Origin of the sequence: Piscibacillus salipiscarius (genome assembly GCF_042685285.1) — a bacterium.
Lineage (GTDB): Bacteria > Bacillota > Bacilli > Bacillales > Alkalibacillaceae > Piscibacillus > Piscibacillus salipiscarius.
Map to the genome: position 1 here is coordinate 1 of NZ_JBHUMZ010000047.1, position 17,465 is coordinate 17,465.

Annotated in this window: 19 protein-coding genes and 2 riboswitches; of the genes, 5 read left to right on the plus strand and 14 right to left on the minus strand. The window is 37.9% G+C overall.

From position 1 onward, the window contains the following. Positions 1-163: 163 nt before the first annotated feature. The 4 genes from ACFSW4_RS13040 to ACFSW4_RS13055 all read right to left on the minus strand — a co-directional run bounded on the left by ACFSW4_RS13040 (position 164) and on the right by ACFSW4_RS13055 (position 3,139). Positions 164-304: a hypothetical protein gene (locus ACFSW4_RS13040; RefSeq protein WP_279401910.1), complete on the minus strand. Its 141-nt coding sequence runs from the start codon at positions 302-304 to the stop codon at positions 164-166. 242 nt (positions 305-546) lie between these two features. Further along, entirely contained in the window at positions 547-1,395 is an 849-nt protein-coding gene (locus ACFSW4_RS13045) for a MetQ/NlpA family ABC transporter substrate-binding protein (RefSeq protein ID WP_377329797.1), read from the minus strand. A 57-nt stretch (positions 1,396-1,452) separates the two neighbouring features. Continuing rightward, positions 1,453-2,121, minus strand: coding sequence for a methionine ABC transporter permease (locus tag ACFSW4_RS13050; protein ID WP_054754663.1), 669 nt, complete (start codon positions 2,119-2,121; stop codon positions 1,453-1,455). Further along, a complete protein-coding gene (locus ACFSW4_RS13055; protein ID WP_054754664.1) occupies positions 2,111-3,139 on the minus strand; it encodes a methionine ABC transporter ATP-binding protein in 1,029 nt (342 codons plus the stop codon). The genes ACFSW4_RS13050 and ACFSW4_RS13055 overlap by 11 nt, the downstream gene beginning before the upstream one ends. A gap of 92 nt (positions 3,140-3,231) precedes the next feature. Then, positions 3,232-3,338, minus strand: a riboswitch (SAM riboswitch). Between the two features lie 112 nt (positions 3,339-3,450). Continuing rightward, positions 3,451-3,560, minus strand: a riboswitch (SAM riboswitch). Between the two features lie 88 nt (positions 3,561-3,648). Here ACFSW4_RS13055 and ACFSW4_RS13060 point away from each other — a divergent pair. Then, positions 3,649-4,071: a TlpA disulfide reductase family protein gene (locus tag ACFSW4_RS13060; RefSeq protein ID WP_377329800.1), complete on the plus strand. Its 423-nt coding sequence runs from the start codon at positions 3,649-3,651 to the stop codon at positions 4,069-4,071. Here ACFSW4_RS13060 and ACFSW4_RS13065 read toward each other — a convergent pair. From ACFSW4_RS13065 to ACFSW4_RS13105, 9 genes are all read right to left on the minus strand, one after another. Next, positions 4,063-4,374 carry a thioredoxin family protein gene (locus ACFSW4_RS13065; RefSeq protein WP_377329802.1) on the minus strand — a complete coding sequence of 104 codons (312 nt, stop codon included), beginning with the start codon at positions 4,372-4,374 and terminating at the stop codon, positions 4,063-4,065. The two genes, ACFSW4_RS13060 and ACFSW4_RS13065, sit on opposite strands and share 9 nt — an antisense overlap. A 2-nt stretch (positions 4,375-4,376) precedes the next feature. Next, positions 4,377-4,736 carry a toprim domain-containing protein gene (locus tag ACFSW4_RS13070; protein ID WP_279401895.1) on the minus strand — a complete coding sequence of 120 codons (360 nt, stop codon included), beginning with the start codon at positions 4,734-4,736 and terminating at the stop codon, positions 4,377-4,379. 131 nt (positions 4,737-4,867) lie between these two features. Next, the gene (gene gcvH / locus ACFSW4_RS13075) at positions 4,868-5,251 is read right to left on the minus strand and encodes a glycine cleavage system protein GcvH (RefSeq protein ID WP_054754666.1); all 384 of its coding nucleotides are present in this window, start codon (positions 5,249-5,251) and stop codon (positions 4,868-4,870) included. Between the two features lie 78 nt (positions 5,252-5,329). Beyond that, positions 5,330-5,686, minus strand: a complete 357-nt coding sequence (locus ACFSW4_RS13080; RefSeq protein WP_377329804.1) for an arsenate reductase family protein — start codon at positions 5,684-5,686, stop codon at positions 5,330-5,332. 266 nt (positions 5,687-5,952) lie between these two features. After that, positions 5,953-7,737: an acyl-CoA dehydrogenase family protein gene (locus ACFSW4_RS13085; protein WP_054754667.1), complete on the minus strand. Its 1,785-nt coding sequence runs from the start codon at positions 7,735-7,737 to the stop codon at positions 5,953-5,955. 20 nt (positions 7,738-7,757) lie between these two features. Next, positions 7,758-8,933 (minus strand): acetyl-CoA C-acetyltransferase, encoded by a 1,176-nt coding sequence (locus tag ACFSW4_RS13090; protein ID WP_377329806.1) that lies wholly within the window; start codon positions 8,931-8,933, stop codon positions 7,758-7,760. A 46-nt stretch (positions 8,934-8,979) separates the two neighbouring features. Next, positions 8,980-11,382 (minus strand): 3-hydroxyacyl-CoA dehydrogenase/enoyl-CoA hydratase family protein, encoded by a 2,403-nt coding sequence (locus tag ACFSW4_RS13095; protein WP_377329808.1) that lies wholly within the window; start codon positions 11,380-11,382, stop codon positions 8,980-8,982. A 134-nt stretch (positions 11,383-11,516) separates the two neighbouring features. Further along, a complete protein-coding gene (locus ACFSW4_RS13100; RefSeq protein WP_377329859.1) occupies positions 11,517-12,434 on the minus strand; it encodes a proline dehydrogenase family protein in 918 nt (305 codons plus the stop codon). 173 nt (positions 12,435-12,607) lie between these two features. Continuing rightward, positions 12,608-13,000 (minus strand): DUF302 domain-containing protein, encoded by a 393-nt coding sequence (locus ACFSW4_RS13105; RefSeq protein ID WP_054754668.1) that lies wholly within the window; start codon positions 12,998-13,000, stop codon positions 12,608-12,610. Positions 13,001-13,159: 159 nt separating this feature from the next. On the opposite strand from ACFSW4_RS13105, the gene ACFSW4_RS13110 reads away from it, so the two are divergent. The 4 genes from ACFSW4_RS13110 to ACFSW4_RS13125 are packed head-to-tail and all read left to right on the plus strand — an operon-like array spanning position 13,160 to position 16,155. Further along, positions 13,160-14,119 carry a metal ABC transporter solute-binding protein, Zn/Mn family gene (locus tag ACFSW4_RS13110; protein ID WP_054754669.1) on the plus strand — a complete coding sequence of 320 codons (960 nt, stop codon included), beginning with the start codon at positions 13,160-13,162 and terminating at the stop codon, positions 14,117-14,119. Position 14,120: 1 nt separating this feature from the next. Next, the gene (locus ACFSW4_RS13115) at positions 14,121-14,876 is read left to right on the plus strand and encodes a metal ABC transporter ATP-binding protein (RefSeq protein ID WP_054754685.1); all 756 of its coding nucleotides are present in this window, start codon (positions 14,121-14,123) and stop codon (positions 14,874-14,876) included. A gap of 15 nt (positions 14,877-14,891) precedes the next feature. Next, complete coding sequence (locus ACFSW4_RS13120; protein ID WP_377329811.1) at positions 14,892-15,755, plus strand: metal ABC transporter permease; 864 nt, start codon at positions 14,892-14,894, stop codon at positions 15,753-15,755. Then, positions 15,745-16,155, plus strand: a complete 411-nt coding sequence (locus tag ACFSW4_RS13125; RefSeq protein WP_377329813.1) for a Fur family transcriptional regulator — start codon at positions 15,745-15,747, stop codon at positions 16,153-16,155. Before ACFSW4_RS13120 ends, ACFSW4_RS13125 begins: the two co-directional genes overlap by 11 nt. Before the next feature lie 111 nt (positions 16,156-16,266). Here the strand turns inward: ACFSW4_RS13125 and ftsW are convergent, their stop codons facing one another. Then, entirely contained in the window at positions 16,267-17,436 is a 1,170-nt protein-coding gene (gene ftsW, locus ACFSW4_RS13130) for a putative lipid II flippase FtsW (protein WP_377329815.1), read from the minus strand. Positions 17,437-17,465: the final 29 nt, after the last annotated feature.

Genomic DNA, 17,465 nt, shown 5'->3' on the forward strand with positions numbered 1-17,465 from the left:
ATCCTCCTTTGGGATTATGGTGTGGTTACTTTAATTCTATCAAAGGGGATCCTTTTTGTTTATCTAAAATAATAAAAAAATAAAAAATTGTGGATGACAACCATAGTAATGTCATCCACAATTTTTTATTTTACTGGGTTATGTCCCAGCCTCATTTCTTATTTTATCGATGTATTTGACGGTCGACTTCTGATACGAGGCGTCGACTCTCTCTATAGTTCTTCTCACGTTCTTTTTCAATTTGTAATCGTTTCTCGAGCTTCTGACTATACTCCGTGTAACCAACTCCATGCGATTGTTGCATGGCTTTCTCCATTTCGCTTGTGTACGTCAGATCAATCTCATTGTCGTTTAAAATGACTAAATCATTCCTTTCTTTTAATTACAGTTATTATATTACCATGTGCTGAATTTATACCAAAACTCCATATATCCTCTTTAATAACAATTAAAAAGGATATGAGTGGTTTATCCTTACTCATATCCTTACCCTTTATTTTTTGAGTTAAATCCTCTTTGTAGTTATCAATTACAAAAAATTTAACTTTATTTGCTTACAGGAACAACAGCTCCATCATATTCTTCCTTAATAAAGTCTTGAATTTCTTCAGAACGAAGTACCTCAACTAACGTTTGAAGGTTTTCGTTATTCTCATCTTCACTACGAGCTGCAATAACATTAACATAAGGTGAATCCGAACCTTCTAAAATAATGGCATCTTCTTCAGGTACAAGTCCTGCTTCAATCGCGTAGTTTGTGTTAATCGCAACTAATGCATTCTCTTCGCGGTTATAGAACTCTGGTAATAAACCTGCTTCAATACTAGCATCAAATTTTAGATTTAATGGGTTTTCAGCAATATCATCTAGCGTTGCTGAAACTGGGTCTATCCCTTCTTTAATTTTTATTAAATCGTGATTTTGCAGTAATGCTAGCACACGACCATGGTCCGCAACTGAACGGCTTAGTAGTACAGTGGTTCCTTCTTTAATGTCATCAACACTTTTGATATTTTTTGAGTAAATTCCCATTGGCTCAATATGAATGCCGCCTAAATTAACAAAGTCATACCCGAATTCTTTCTTTTGATCTTTCAAATACGGAATGTGCTGAAAGTAATTAGCATCTAAAGTACCGTTACTTAAATCTTCATTTGGTAACACATAATCTTGATATGACTCAATATTTAATGTGATTCCTTTTCCCTCTAATAATGGTTTAGCTTCTTCTAGTATTTCAGCGTGCGGAACACTTGTTGCACCTACTGTGATTTCGTTTGATTCTTCTTCTGAACTTCCTGAATCTCCTGCATTTCCTGATTCACCAGAAGTACCGCATGCGACTAAAACTAATGATAATAAACCGAATAAAAATAGTGCGCTTATTTTTTTCATTTTAAAAAGCTCCCTTCAATATCTTCTTTTTATTTATGTTCAGTTGTAAACAACTTACTAACGTTTATCTAATGTTTTGGATAGGAAATCTCCAATGAATTGAAAAATAAAAACAATAACTACAATAAAGATTGTACAAGCAACGACAACATCAATATCTCGCCTTTGAAACCCTTTCAAATAAGCAAGGTCCCCTAGACCTCCCGCACCGATAACTCCGGCCATTGCTGTATAACTGATAAGGGCAATGGCAGTAACCGTAATTCCTGAGATTAGCGCCGGCATCGATTCTGGAAGCAACACTTTAAAGATAATCGTTCGAGTCTTTGCTCCCATTGACTTCGCTGCTTCAATGACTCCCTTGTCAACTTCTTTAAATGCAATTTCTACAAGTCTTGCATAGAAAGGTGCTGCGCCAATAATCAAAGCTGGTAGTGCTGCTTTAGGGCCCCTAATCGTTCCCATTAAGAAGTCCGTAAATGGGAATAACAATAAGATTAGTATTATAAACGGTATAGCACGGAAAACGTTGACGACTGTTGCTGTCACGCCATTTAACAATTTATTTTGCCACAAGTTCCCTTTCTCAGTTAAAAACAATAAAAGACCTAATAAAATTCCAAGAATCAATGTGCCAATCACTGAAATAATCGTCATGTATAAAGTTTCGTAAGTGGCTGTCCACATTTCATCCATTTGTACATTTGGAAATAAATCAGTCAACATCTTGAATCACCTCAACTTCCACACCCGATGACTGAATATAGTTGATCGTTTCGGTGATAACCTTTTGATCGCCACTAATCTCAACATAAAGCGTTCCATAAGCTCCTTCTTGAGTTGGCGAAATGGAACCTTGTAAAATGTTAATGTCAACAACGTACTTTCTTAATACATCTGAAATGAGTGCCCGCTTTGCATCATTACCGATGAAGTGAAGTTTAACCACTTCGCTATTTGAATCGTTAGTGACGAATCGATGTAAACCTTCTTGGTTATGCTCGAGTGGACTGAGTTGCTGCACAAAGCGCTTAGCAGTTTTAGACTGCGGTTTCACAAATACATCTAACACGTCACCTTGTTCAACGACCTTGCCTTGATCCATAACAGCTACGCGGTGACAAATTTTCTGAATCACATGCATCTCGTGAGTGATCATGATAATCGTTAAGTTTAGTTTTTTATTAATAGATACAAGAAGATCCAAAATATCATCCGTTGTTTCTGGGTCTAATGCAGAAGTTGCCTCATCACAAAGTAAGACGTCTGGATCATTTGCCAGCGCTCTGGCAATCCCAACGCGCTGCTTTTGACCGCCACTTAATTGAGATGGATAAGAATTTTCTCTTCCCTTCAGACCAACAAGCTCGATTAATTCAGATACTTTCTCTTTACGTTCTGATTTTGAAACACCCGCAATTTCAAGCGGGAAAGCAATGTTCTCAAACACTGTTCTTGACCAAAGCAGATTAAAGTGCTGAAAAATCATCCCGATTTTCTGGCGCTCTTTACGAAGCTTGCCTATATTTAAGCTTGTAATATTGGTCTGATTAATCGTAACGTCCCCGTTCGTTGGTTCCTCTAAGCGGTTAATCAATCTAATGAAAGTACTTTTCCCCGCGCCACTGTAACCAATGACACCGAAAATCTCACCTTTATCTATGTTAATAGACACATCATCGACGGCTTTAACTTCTTGATGTTTTGTTTTAAAGACCTTTGACAATCCTTTAATTGAAATCATGTAAAAATCTCCCTTTAACCCTTTTAATCATTAATGATTTAATCAGTAAAAAGACCTTTCCGTTCATAAGAGAACAGAAAGGTACATCCGTTCTCTTATCTACCAAAGCATCATACTTTGCAGGAATTAGCACCTGTCAGGAACACCTGATGGTTGCCGGGCTTCGTAGGGCCAGTCCCTCCACCTCTCTGGATAAGAGTATTATTTGTATATTTTTATATATAAATCATCTTAGTGAATATTCTTAGGACGAAAAATAAAAAAGCCCTTTTCATGCAAGCGCAAGAAAAGAGCCGAATTCACCGTCACTTTTCTTATCTTGCAATGAATCTCTTCATTGCTGGAATTAGCACCTGTTAGGAATATCCTAATGGTTGCCGGGCTTCGCAGGGCCAGTTCCCTCCGCCTCTCTGGATAAGAAATCATGTTTTATTAATTTGATTGATTTTTATGTTAGCATGGTAATGTAGACAAGTCAATAATAAAATCTTATTAAAGGATGATCAACAATGAAAGCACCAATTTTCGAACTTCCTTTCCTAGATAGTCCTAACCAAACATTTAATTTAGAAGATGTATTAGGAAAAAAAGTCGTTCTAATAACTTTTTGGGTGTCATGGTGCCCTGACTGCGCTCGTGACCTTCCTAAAAAAGAGCAGTTCTATAAAACATCTCGCAATGATGAATTAGAAATGCTGACGATTAATGTTACGAGTCGTGAGCATGGTGAAGAAGAAGCGCTAAAATATCAGGAACAATTTTTAACAGAACCTGTTCTAAAAGATAACGGACGAGAAGTTTATGACCTATACGAATGTGAAGGTGTTCCAACAACCATCATTATAGATAAAGAGGGACAAGTCGTTGGACATTTTGGAGATCAAGCTGAATTCGTCTCCATCGTTCATAAATTAAGCGAGGCCTTAAACTAAGTAAGGCCCCATTTCTTTCAATAAGTATGGAACAGAATGAAATGTGTACAATCGATCTTTAAGCTCGCCTTGTCTAAATACCATCAAGCATGGAACGCTTGTCACTTCATGTGCTTGCACCCAGTCAGGTGCTAACGTTGCATTAAGTTCATAAAATTTATCTTGTTCTAAAGTTTCTTCAATATATTCAAGCATTCGCCGAGCTACTTTACACGTCCCGCAGAAAGGACTATTCACAAACACGATGTGATAGTCCTTTTTTTGGGTTATAAAGTGAGCTTGTTTCTGGCTTATTTCAATCACGATTAAAACCCTTTCAAGTACTCCGTTTTGACTTTCATATTAGCTGACAATAATAAAGATGCTAACACATTCTCAGGTGCATCCTCAACTTCGCGGTACTTTTTATCAATATAAATGTTCTCAGCATGGGATAGCTCTTGATTTAACATTTTTCGTAACTTTTTACCAGGCTCATCCGTATCGGTGAAAATATACACATCTCGTTCGAACAATTGATAATCATCCACAAGCTCTTCAAGTGCGTCAATACCTAAAGTTCCAAATGTACAAAGTATAAAAACATCTTCATCATCTAAGATCTTCTGAATCTTTTTACGATCCTGTTTACCCTCTACAATTAACACTCTCGGTAATTCATCCATGTCATCACCATCTATCATCATTGAGCGACATTTCGCTTAGTATTATTTATATTCTCACCATTTTATTTAAACTAGTCATTATGTTTAGATATAAGAAAAGCCGACCCAATAGGATCAGCCTTTTTTCGAGATTACTCAGAATCTGTCATTTCTTGATATTCATCTGCGTCCATTAAGTCATCTAGCTGAGAATCGTCACTTAGTTCAACAACAACCATCCAAGCTTTTTCGAATGGTGATTCGTTTACTAATTCAGGACTATCTTCAAGCTCTTCATTAATTTCAACAATCTTACCTGAAACTGGAGCGTAAAGCTCAGAAACTGTTTTAACAGATTCAACGCTACCGAACGGCTCATCTAATTCTAGTTCGTCTCCTACTTCTGGTAGTTCAACGAATACGATGTCGCCTAGTTCATCTTGTGCGAATTCTGTAATTCCAATTCTAACTTTGTCTCCTTCAACTTTTACCCATTCGTGTTCTTTAGAATAACGATACTCTTTCGGTAAGCTCATTTCTTAACCCTCCAACTTTTCAATATCTAAAGTTAATGATACAACAAAATACTGATTTTTTACACAATATTAATTAAGTTATTTCCAAGTTTCCTCAAAAGTTTCTTCTTTGAACCCGACTGTTACGTTTTGGCCATCTGTTACAATCGGCCGCTTGATCAACATTCCATCTGAAGCCAAAAGTTCGGTCATCTCATCTTCAGACATACCTTTTAACTTGTCTTTAAGTCCTAGCTCTCTGTACTTTTTCCCAGACGTGTTAAAAAACTTTTTGGCTGGAAGCTCGCTTTTCTGAATAAAACTCTTTAACTCCTCTTGAGACGGAGGATTGTCAACAATATGTATGGAATCATACTCAACTCCATTTTCATCTAACCATTTTAACGCTTTACGGCATGTCCCGCATTTCGGGTACTGATAGACTTTTAAACCCATGAGAGCACCTCCTAATTGGTATCATAACATAAAAATTTAGGATTCGGATATTTAAAGTGTTGCTATTGAGGTTTAGTTATTAGCGGATTAGCTTTCTTTAGCTGTGTTTCGTCCTCTTATGGGCGTTTATCCCATTCCTATAGGTGTGTTTCGCTTCCCTATGGGTGTGTTTTTCCTTTCCTATGGGTGTGTTCCACATTCCTATGGGTGTAACTCACTCCTATTAAAAAACAGCCGGGAGCACACCCGGCTGTTTACCTTATAAATTAAACAACATATTTTTCAGCGTCGATAATCGCAGCTGCGATTTCACGCTTCTTCTCAATCACGTTAATTGGATCGTGACGAGTAAGCTTGCGAAGTGCACCTAGCATCATGCGTAGGCTGTCACCTTCATCGCTTGCGATTAATGTTTCTTTCGCGTGAGCTTCAATGCGGTTAAACGCTTCTTGTACGTAAACTTGAGTTAAGTTAAGTTTCTGCTTGCTCTTCTCAGAACCAGCGCTATCTAATGATTTTTGCGTACGTAGAATCGCTGATTCCATGTTATAAATCTCAGCAGCAACGTCTGCAATGTTCACTAATAACTCTTGCTCTTGCTCAAGCTTTTCACCGTATTTCTGAGCTGCAATACCTGCTACTAATAAACCAATTTTCTTAGCATTCTTAAGTAGGTAGTATTCTTGCTCAAGTGGCTCATCGCCAACAGGTTCAGGCATCATTGTCATGAGTTCTTCTTGTAGGCCTTGAGCTTTTTGTAATAAAGGAAGTTCACCTTTCATGGCCTTCTTCATGAAAGTTCCAGGTACTAGCATACGGTTGATTTCGTTTGTACCTTCGAAAATACGGTTGATACGCGAGTCGCGGTACATACGCTCAACTTCATATTCTTGCATGAAGCCATAACCACCGTGGATTTGAACTGCTTCATCTACTGCAAAGTCTAGTAATTCAGTTGCCATATATTTGTTCATGGAGCACTCAATTGCGTATTCTGCGATACTTTTCGCAACTTCATTACCTTCGTTAAGCTGCTCTTTCGTAAGGCCGCCTAAACGCTGTTCGAATAAACCAACTGTACGGTAAACTGCACTTTCGTTTGCATACGTGTTTGCCGCAACGCTTGCTAGTTTCTCTTGAATAAGACGGAATTTAGAAATTGGTGTGTTGAACTGTTTACGCTCATTAGCATATTTAGTTGCCACTTCAATCGCGTGCTTAGCGCCACCAACGCCGCCAATTGCTAGCTTGTAACGTCCAACGTTTAGGATGTTGAATGCGATCACGTGTCCGCGACCAATTTCGCCTAAAACGTTCTCAACTGGTACTTCAGCATCTTCTAAGATTAAGGTACGAGTAGAAGACGATTTAATACCCATTTTCTTCTCTTCAGCACCTGTTGATACGCCTGGGAATTCACGTTCAACGATAAATGCTGTGAATTTCTCGCCATCAATTTTCGCATAAACAACGAACACATCTGCGAAAGCAGAGTTGGTAATCCACTGTTTTTCTCCGTTTAATACGTAGTGAGTTCCAGCTTCATTTAATTTCGCTGTCGTCTTTGCACCTAATGCATCTGATCCAGAACCTGGCTCAGTTAAGGCATAGGCTGCTAATTTTTCACCCGTTGCTAAAGCAGGTAAATATTTTTGCTTTTGCTCTTCATTTCCGAAAAATACGATTGGAAGTGAACCAATACCAACATGTGCACCGTGTGTAATTGAAAAACCACCAGCTAGTGACATTTTTTCAGTAATTAGTGAAGACGTGATTTTATCAAGCTCTAAACCACCATATTCTTCAGGAACATCTGCACCTAATAGACCAAGTTCCCCTGCTTTCTTTAATAAATCAACTGACTTATCAAACTCATGGTTTTCTAAGTTATCAATCACTGGCCATACTTCATTCTTCACATACTCTTCAGTCGTTCTCGCAATCATCTTATGTTCTTCAGTAAAATCTTCAGGCGTTAAAATATCTTCAGCCTTCACATCTTCGACTAAGAAGCCGCCACCCTTAAATACTTTTTCAGTTGTTTCACTCATTTTAAAATCCCCCTTGGATATTAAAGTAATTCAAATACTCCAGCAGCGCCCATGCCGCCGCCAATACACATTGTTACGACACCATATTTCACATCACGACGCTTCATTTCGTTCATAAGTGAAATGGTTAGTTTGGTACCCGTACAACCTAGTGGGTGACCTAAAGCAATTGCACCACCATTGACGTTAACAATATCTTCGTTTAAGCCAAGCTCACGAATAACTTGTAACGACTGAGAGGCGAACGCTTCATTTAATTCGAATAAGCCAATGTCATCTAGTGTTAAACCTGCTTGTTCTACAGCTTTTGGTATGGCTTTTACAGGACCGACGCCCATGATTTCAGGCTCTACACCTGCTACCGTAAATGAATGGAACTTTAAGATTGGTTTAAGTCCTTCTTTTTCAGCCTTTTCACGATCCATCACTAAAACAGATGCCGCGCCATCACTCATTTGTGATGAGTTACCTGCTGTAACACTTCCTTTTACATTAAATGCAGGTTTTAGCTTTCCTAGAATATCTTTTGTCGTTCCGGCACGTACACCTTCGTCACGGTCAAGCGTAACTGTTGTTTCTTTTACTTTGTTATCAGGACCTAGCTCACGGTTTGTTACCTTAACTGGAACGATTTCGTCATCAAATTTACCTTCTTGTAATGCTTTCGCAGCACGTTCGTGACTACGAGCAGCGAATTCATCTTGATCTTCACGAGATACACCAAAACGTTGAGCAACTTCCTCTGCTGTATGCCCCATTGACATATAATAACCAGGAGCGTTCTGAACCAACTCAAGGTTTGGTTTAATCACATGGCCTCCCATCGGAATTAGGCTCATTGATTCAGCTCCGCCTGCTATAATCGCTTCACTACCTCCGACCATAATACGTTCAGCTGCATAAGCGATACTTTGTAAACCTGATGAGCAATAACGGTTGATGGTAATACCCGGTACATCATTAGGTAGTCCAGCAAGACCTGCAATATTACGTGCCATGTTCATCCCTTGTTCTGCTTCTGGCATCGCACATCCCATGATCACATCGTCAATCGGTCCATCATAGTTGTTTGCGCGTTTTAATGTTTCTTTAACCGTAAGCGCTGCTAGATCATCAGGGCGTGTATTAGCAAGTGTTCCTTTTTTCGCTTTACCTACAGGTGTTCTGGCACCCGCTACAATAACTGCTTCTCTCAAAATGGTTCCCCCTCTTCTATTCGAGATTTAACTCTTTAACGAACGATTAGTTACGTAATGGTTTTCCTTTTAATAGCATGTGCTGCATACGCTGCTGAGTCTTCGCTTCACCAATTAAGCTTAAGAACGCTTCACGCTCTAAATCAAGTAAGTATTGTTCATCAACTAACGTTCCGTATTTCAGACGACCGCCTGCTAGAACAAATGCTAGTTTCTCAGCAATCTTAAGGTCATATTCAGATGCATAGCCACTGTTTGCAAGTCCTTTTGCACCAAGTAGCATCGTTGCGTAACCCGCTTCACCAACAACTGGTACTTTTTCACGTTTTGGCGGGTTAAAACCAGCGTTGTGTAAGCTTAAAACTTTTTGCTTAGCATCATGAATTAAGTGGTCTCCATTTACGCTAATACTGTCTGTTCTTTCATCTAATAAACCGTTTTCAAATGCTTCAGCGGCAGATGTAGAAACTTTAGCCATTGCAATCTTTTCGAATACATCATTCGTTACTTTCTGAAGGTCAAAATCTACGCCTTCAGGAAGCCCTTTAAGCTGCTGAATATAGTATTCTTTGTTACCGCCACCACCAGGAATGAGGCCGACTCCAACTTCAACAAGACCCATGTAAGTTTCTTGTGAAGCTTGAACGCTGTGGGCTGGCAAGCAAACTTCAGTACCGCCGCCTAGGGTCATACCAAATGGAGCTGCAACAACTGGCTTTTCGTTATATTTAATATTCATCATCGCTTGTTGGAATTGTCTAATGACCATGTCTAACTCTGGGAAGTTAAAATCTTGCGCTTCCATGAGCATCATGCCAAGATTTGCCCCAACACAGAAGTTCTTACCTTGGTTTCCAATCACTAGACCCTTATAGTTCTTATTCACTTCCTCAAGCGACTGGTTGATCATTTGAATGGTATCTAAACCAATTGCATTGCTTTGTGAATGGAATTCTAGTAAGGCAACGTTATCGCCTAAGTCTATTAAGCTAGCACCAGCGTTTTTCTTAATAACACCATTAGCTTGTTTGTGTAACTTAAGGTTTATTTCTTTAGGGTTAACTTCTTTTTCTACATATTCACCATTATGGTAGAAGTACACTTTACCATTTTCCGTTTTATAGAATGATTCAATGCCTTTCTCAAGCATTTCATCAACCCATGCAGGAACGGTCACACCTTCTTCTTTCATGCGTTCAACTGACTGTTTAACACCAATAGCATCCCACATTTCAAAAGGTCCAAGCTCCCAGCCGAAGCCCCATTTCATCGCTTCGTCAATGGCATTGATATCATCCGCAATTTCTCCTAAAAGTTCAGCTGAGTAAATTAGCGTTGGTTTGGAAATGTTCCAAACTAAGTCTCCAGCACGATCGCCTTTTGCATTTACAATGGCACGTACTTTACGTTTAGAACCTTTTTCTTGCTTAGCCATTTCAGTTGCTTGAGTTTTTAATTTCTTACGTTCTTCATAATCTAATGTCTCAGGATTTAACTCTAAGATCTGGCTTCCTTCTTTACCTTTTTTCTTCAGGAAAAATCCTTGACCTGACTTGGCACCAAGCCAGCCTTTTTCATTCATTTGCTTCATGAATTCAGGAATAACAAACGCTTCTTTTTCGTTTCCATCGACATTGTCATAGACATTTTTCGCAACATGGACAAATGTATCTAAGCCGACTACATCTAGAGTACGGAAAGTTGCACTCTTAGGTCTACCAATCATTGGACCAGTGACAGAATCAACTTCTCCAATCGAATAACCGCCTTTTAACATTTCTTTAACCGTTATTAGTAGCCCGTATGTACCAATACGGTTGGCGATGAAGTTTGGAGTGTCTTTCGCTTCAACAACACCTTTTCCAAGAACGTCTTCCCCAAATGTTTTCACAAAATCTAAGACTTTTGGATCTGTATCTTTATTCGGAATGACTTCTAATAACTTTAAGTAGCGAGGTGGGTTAAAGAAGTGCGTTCCTAAGAAGTGATTCTTAAAATCTTCTGAACGTCCTTCTGCCATCGCATTAATCGAAATACCTGATGTATTCGATGACACTAAAGTGCCATCTGTACGATGGGTTTCAACTTGCTCATATACCTTTTTCTTAATATCTAAGTTTTCAACAACCACTTCAATGACCCAGTCAACGTCTTTAATTTGCTCCATGTGATCATCAAAGTTACCAACTTGAATTAAATCAAGACTCTTCTTACTCGTAATTGGAGATGGTTTTTGCTTCTTAAGCTTCTCCTTATTACTAGCTGCAATACGATTACGTACTGCTGGGTCTTCTAATGTTAAACCTTTTTTCTTTTCAGCTTCAGTTAGTTCACGTGGCACGATGTCCAACATGAGCGTCGGGATTCCCACGTTAGCCAAGTGTGCGGCAATACCAGAACCCATCACACCAGAGCCTAATACTGCTGCGCGCTTGATTTTACGGTTCATGAAATGTTCCCCCTGTTCTTGAATGAATACTCATTCATTTTTATGGTAAAAAATATTGGATAGGTTAAACTACCCAATAAAATAATCTACTTTAACTATAAAATATTTTCAGATATTTCGCAAATACTTTATCATTATTTTTTGAAAATTCCTTTTAACACAAAGGCTACGTTAGCTGGACGTTCAGCTAGACGTCTCATATTATAGCCAAACCAATCATTCCCATAAGGAACATAAACGCGCATCGTATAGCCTTCTTTAACTAGCTTCTCTTGAAGTTCTTGTCTAATACCATATAACATTTGAAATTCAAACTGGTCATTTGAGATCCCTTGTTCATTCACAAACTCTTTTGTGAAATCAATCATCGCATCATCATGTGTTGCGACAGCCGTATAATTTCCATTTGTTAAGTGCAGTTTAATGATCTTTTTAAAATTCTCATCCACATCTTTTTTATCTGGATAAGCTACCTTAGGTGATTCCTTATATGCCCCTTTAACTAAACGCAGATTCGGATTATATTGATCTAGGTGTTTAATGTCATCAACGGTTCTGTATAAGTAAGCTTGTAATACTGTTCCTAGACCATCATACTCTTGCTTTAATTCTTCAAATATATCTAATGTTAATTGACAGCGTTCATAGTCTTCCATATCAATCGTTACGAAAACACCATGCTTTTTCCCTGCTTCTAATATTTTACGCATGTTGTTCATAACGAGTTCCTTAGAAATGTCTAAGCCCATCGATGTCATTTTTAGTGAGAGCTGAGAATCTAGATTTTGACTAGCGATGGTCTCTATTGCACGTACGCATTGTTCTGTACGTTCACGAGCTTCGTTTTCATCGTTAACAAACTCCCCTAAATGGTCTAGTGTGACCGTCATACCTTTTTTATTAAGCTCACGAATAGCTTCTGCTGCTTCTTCTATCGTTTCGCCCGCTACAAAACGTGACGCGAACATTTTAAAGCCATACTTTTTGGCTAATTTAGTAAAAAACTTGTTATTAGATAGGAATAAGAAAAACTTACGCATTAACTTCTCAATCATGATGTTCCCCCCCAATTGCTTCTATATATGTGAAACCGGTTTCTATTTTACCATTTTTTCGACAAAAAAGATAACTAAAATTTTGGGAAAAATGATTCTTTTGCTTCTCCAAAAATTCAAACACTAAAAAGCCCCTATCGTTGCACTGGCAACAATAAGGGCTTCATTAATTATTTAGCTGCTTGATCAATTGCGTTCATCATTGTCTTCTCGATGTCTTTAGCAAAATCTTTTACGTCTTGCTGATCGATGTTTTCCATTAATACAGTAGGTCTCGGCATTCCGATCTTAGTACTACCATCCTTACTAGAATAAACAACTACTTTACAAGGAAGGAAGTAGCTGACCTTTTCTTCCATTTCTAACACTTCACTTGCAGCCTTTGGATTACAAACTTCTAAAATCCTAAATGTTTGGGTGAAATTATCAAATCCCTTGTTATGAAGTGTTTCTTTTACATCAAAATCCCAAAGTACACCAAACTTTACTTCTTTTAATGAATTGGATAGCGCTTCAACAGCTTCATCTACCGACTGACTAGTAGTAACTGTATAATCAAACATGACTAATCCCTCCTATTTAAATCTATAGTCATTATACCCAAAATACATTCAACACAAAACATTACCTAAATCGTAAGCGTTCCTATTTACAAATCGTAATCATTACGATAAACTAAAAAAGTCAACAAGGAATTGAATTATATTTTGGAGGATACAACTATGAAAATTATTAAATTACTAAGCGTAATGATTATTGGACTTATTCTTTTATATGCTTGTCAAAACACATCATCTTCAACATCTGAAGATCAAACCGAACATCATAAAATTGTGACTTCGATTTATCCAATTGAGTATATCGTTTCAGAGATTGGCGTTGATGTGGTCACTGTTGAGACAGTCGTACCTTCTGGAGCCGACGCTCATTCATATGAACCATCAACCAAAACGATGCTTGAGCTCAGTGAGGCAGACGGTTTCTTCTATATCGGTGAGGGAATGGAAAGCTTTTCTGAAACAATGGCTGAAACAGTCAATAATGAAGGCGTTCAGACTTTAGAACTCGCTAAGCACCACGATCTATTCGAAACGATCCATAACGAAGAAGTGGCCGTAACAGCGGAGTCTAATGAAGATGAACACGAAGGCCATAATCACGGCGAATTTGATCCGCACTTTTGGCTGGATCCAACGAGAATGGTTGAAGCGGGTGACGTAATCCTTGATCAGCTAATCACGATGTACCCTGAACAAGAAGATACACTCAAACAAAACTTTGAAACTTTTAAAGATAATATGAACGACTTAGACCAGCAATACCAATCAAGTTTCGAAAATGAGATTAACATCTTAGTAACTCATAAATCCTTTTCGTATCTTGAACAACGTTATCCAATTAAACAATATTCAATTAGAGGTCTGTCGTCATCTCAGGAGCCATCTCAGAAAGAACTACTGCAACTTTTTGACCAAATAGAAAATATGGAATTGGAGCACATTATATTAGAAACAAACTCCGAAGACCGTTTAGCCAAAACAATTGCGGAAGAAATGGAACTTACGCCATATTATCTAAGTAACCTCTCTTCAAGAACTGAAGAACAAATTAATCAAAATAAAGATTACTACGATATCATGATTGATAATTTAAATGTATTAAAAGAGATAAAGGGTGATTAACATGTCTAAACCCATTTTAACGGTAAGGAATGTATCCCACCGTTATGAAAAGCAACCAGTACTTGAAAATATAACTTTTGAAATTAATAAAGGTTCATTCGTAGGTTTAGTAGGGCCAAACGGGTCTGGCAAAACCACTTTAATCAAACTGCTGTTAGGTATTGAAAAATTACAGCGTGGTGAGATTTCAGCATTTGGCCAGCCCATTCAAAAGTTTAAAAATAAAGGCCGCATTAGTTATGTTTCTCAGAAGGCAAACTCTTTTGGACGTGGATTCCCAGCGACTGTAAAAGAAGTAGTATCCATGGGAGTCATGCATAATCAAAAACCATTACTTCCAGGTCAGAAAAACACATTAGAGCTAGTTAAACACGCCCTTAAACAAGTCAACATGGAGGATTACCTTAACCGTAACATTGGTGACTTGTCTGGCGGACAGCAGCAACGTGTCTTTATCGCAAGAGCTATTGCAAATGAACCTGAACTTCTCATTTTAGATGAACCAACTGTAGGCGTGGACTCACAAAACGTCGAGCAATTTTATCAGCTATTGTCACGTTTAAATCAAGATCTGGGTATTACACTCGTATTAGTTTCACACGATATTGGAGCCATTACGACTTATGTTACAGATTTATTATGTTTGAATAGGACGATCCACTACCACGGAAATCCGAATGACTTTGAAAATATGCCAGATGAACAACGTTCTAAACTGTATGGACACAACATTAATACCATCACACACGATCACTAGAAAGGGGCGAGTAGGTTGTTAGATGCATTATTTCAATATGAATTATTAAGAAACACTTTTTATACTGGATTGCTTGTCGGACTTATTGCCCCTTTATTAGGTGCTTTTATTGTCGTAAGGCGCCAGTCAATGATTGCAGACGGTTTGTCTCACGTCACCTTAGCTGGACTGGCATTTGGTCTTTTAATGCAAAAAAAATATACTTTATTAATTTTCACGCCATTTCATACGGGCATTTTGTTTTCAGTAATAGGAGCACTTATTATTGAAAATTTACGCGAAGTCTATAAAGCTTTCCAGGAAATTGCGATTCCGATTATTTTATCTGTCGGTGTTGGGTTAAGCATTGTATTTATTGCCTTAGCTGATGGAATTAGTACTGATATTTACAGTTATTTATTTGGGTCCATCGCAGCTATTAGTAGCGAAGATTTACGCTTAATTCTATTTATAACATGGTTAGTCGTATCATTTATTGTTTTAAGCTACAAAGAATTATTTGCCCTATCATTTGATTCTGAGTTTGCGATTGTGTCTGGTGTTAAGGCTAAAACGCTTAATTTTATATTTATCTTAATGACAGCACTTGTCATATCAGCGTCCATTCGTATTGTTGGTGTATTACTCGTATCAGCACTGATGACATTACCTGTTGCAACAGCGATGAGACTAGCGAAAAGTTTTAAACAGACTATTTTTTATAGTATTATGTTTGGTGAGGTCGCTATTATAATAGGACTCATAACAGGTTATTATTTTGAAATTCCGCCTGGTGGTACGATTGTCATTACATCAGCTTTACTACTAGGCTTTATTCTACTATTCAAGAAGATCACAGCCTCACGAACACTAAAAAAGGATGATGGTTATGCAGCTTAATCAAGCTCTATCAATCTTAAAAGAAGAAGGTTATAAGTATACAACAAAACGGGAAGATATTTTAAACTTCTTTAATCAAGAAGATGGTTATCGAACAGCTAATGATGTCTTACAATTTCTAAGTGGAAAATATAACGGCATAAGCTATGACACCATCTATCGAAATTTACACCTTTTTAGTGAGTTAAATATACTAGAGTCGACTGAACTTAGTGGAGAAAAGCACTTTAGACTGTCATGTGGCCATGATGAACACCATCACCATTTTATATGTAAGTCTTGCGGAAAAACAAAGGCTATTAAATCATGTCCTATGAATCTTTTAAATGTAGACTTTAACGGCTATTTGATCGAAAATCATAAGTTTGAAATTTACGGCTTATGTCCGAAATGTAACTAAGAAAAAGTGGTTCTGGGTCCCCCGTGGAAAGCGAGGGCCTAACCTGTAAGGTTTAAATATTTTTCATTTTAAAAAGCAGCAGGTGCTTAAAACCTGCTGCTTTTATTGATTTTATTTAACTGTACGAAGTGGCTGCTGAGTTGGTACATCTTCATCTGCTTCTTCTACATAACCACGTTTCATATTACCTTTGATTGCCACGTTCATAAGCACACCCAGTGTCGCAAACGTAATTAACATCGAAGAACCACCATAACTTATTAAAGGAAGCGTGATCCCCGTAATTGGCATACTTCCAGAGATTGCACCTAGATTAATAATGGCCTGACTGATAATTTGAAAAGTAATTCCAAGTGCTAATAAACGTCCGAAACGATCCGGAGCACGCTTGGCAATCATAACACCTTTATACATCAATGCCATAAACGTTATGATGACAAACAGGACACCAAATAATCCGAGTTCTTCTGCAATCACCGACATGATGAAATCAGTATGAGCCTCTGGCAGATAACCTGCTTTTTGTACCCCGTTACCCAATCCAACACCATTCACCTTCCCTGATGCAATAGCAATTAACGATTGAATAAGCTGATAGCCTTCACCTGAAGGATCTTCAAATGGGCTAAGGAATGAAGTAAAACGGTCGCGGCGATATCCTGCTCCAAAAATTAAAACCAAAACCAATGCAATGGCTGCCCCACCAATTGTGAATAGATGTCTAAATCTAGCACCTGAGAATAACAATATAATTCCACAGGCAATCAAAATGGAAGTTGCCGTTCCTAAGTCAGGCTGCAATACGATCAAACCGAACACAAACCCAAGTAATAAAATCGGGGGTAGGACACCTTGTTTAAAATCATCTAAACGATCTTGTTTTCTCGTTAGTATATGTGAGAAATACAAAACCATCGTAATTTTAGCAAGCTCAGATGGTTGGAACAGAAAAATTTTAAAATCTAACCAGCGAGTTGCCCCATTAACAGTAACACCCATACTAGTTAATACTAAAACTAAGAATATGACGGTTATTATAAATGCGGGCTGCGTTAATTTTCTTAATGAACGATAAGAAAACATACTCGAGAAAAAGAAAATGACGAGCCCTAAGACCAGCCAAATCCTCTGCCGTTCGAAATAATAACCTGAATCATTTATGGAAGGGTCTAGTCCTGCTTCAACAAAACTAGCACTATAGACCATAACTAGTCCAAACAATGAAAGTAATAATATAATAACTAATAACGGATAATCTAAATTTCTTAAATGTTTTTTCAACCCTAACACCATCCTATTTAATATCATAA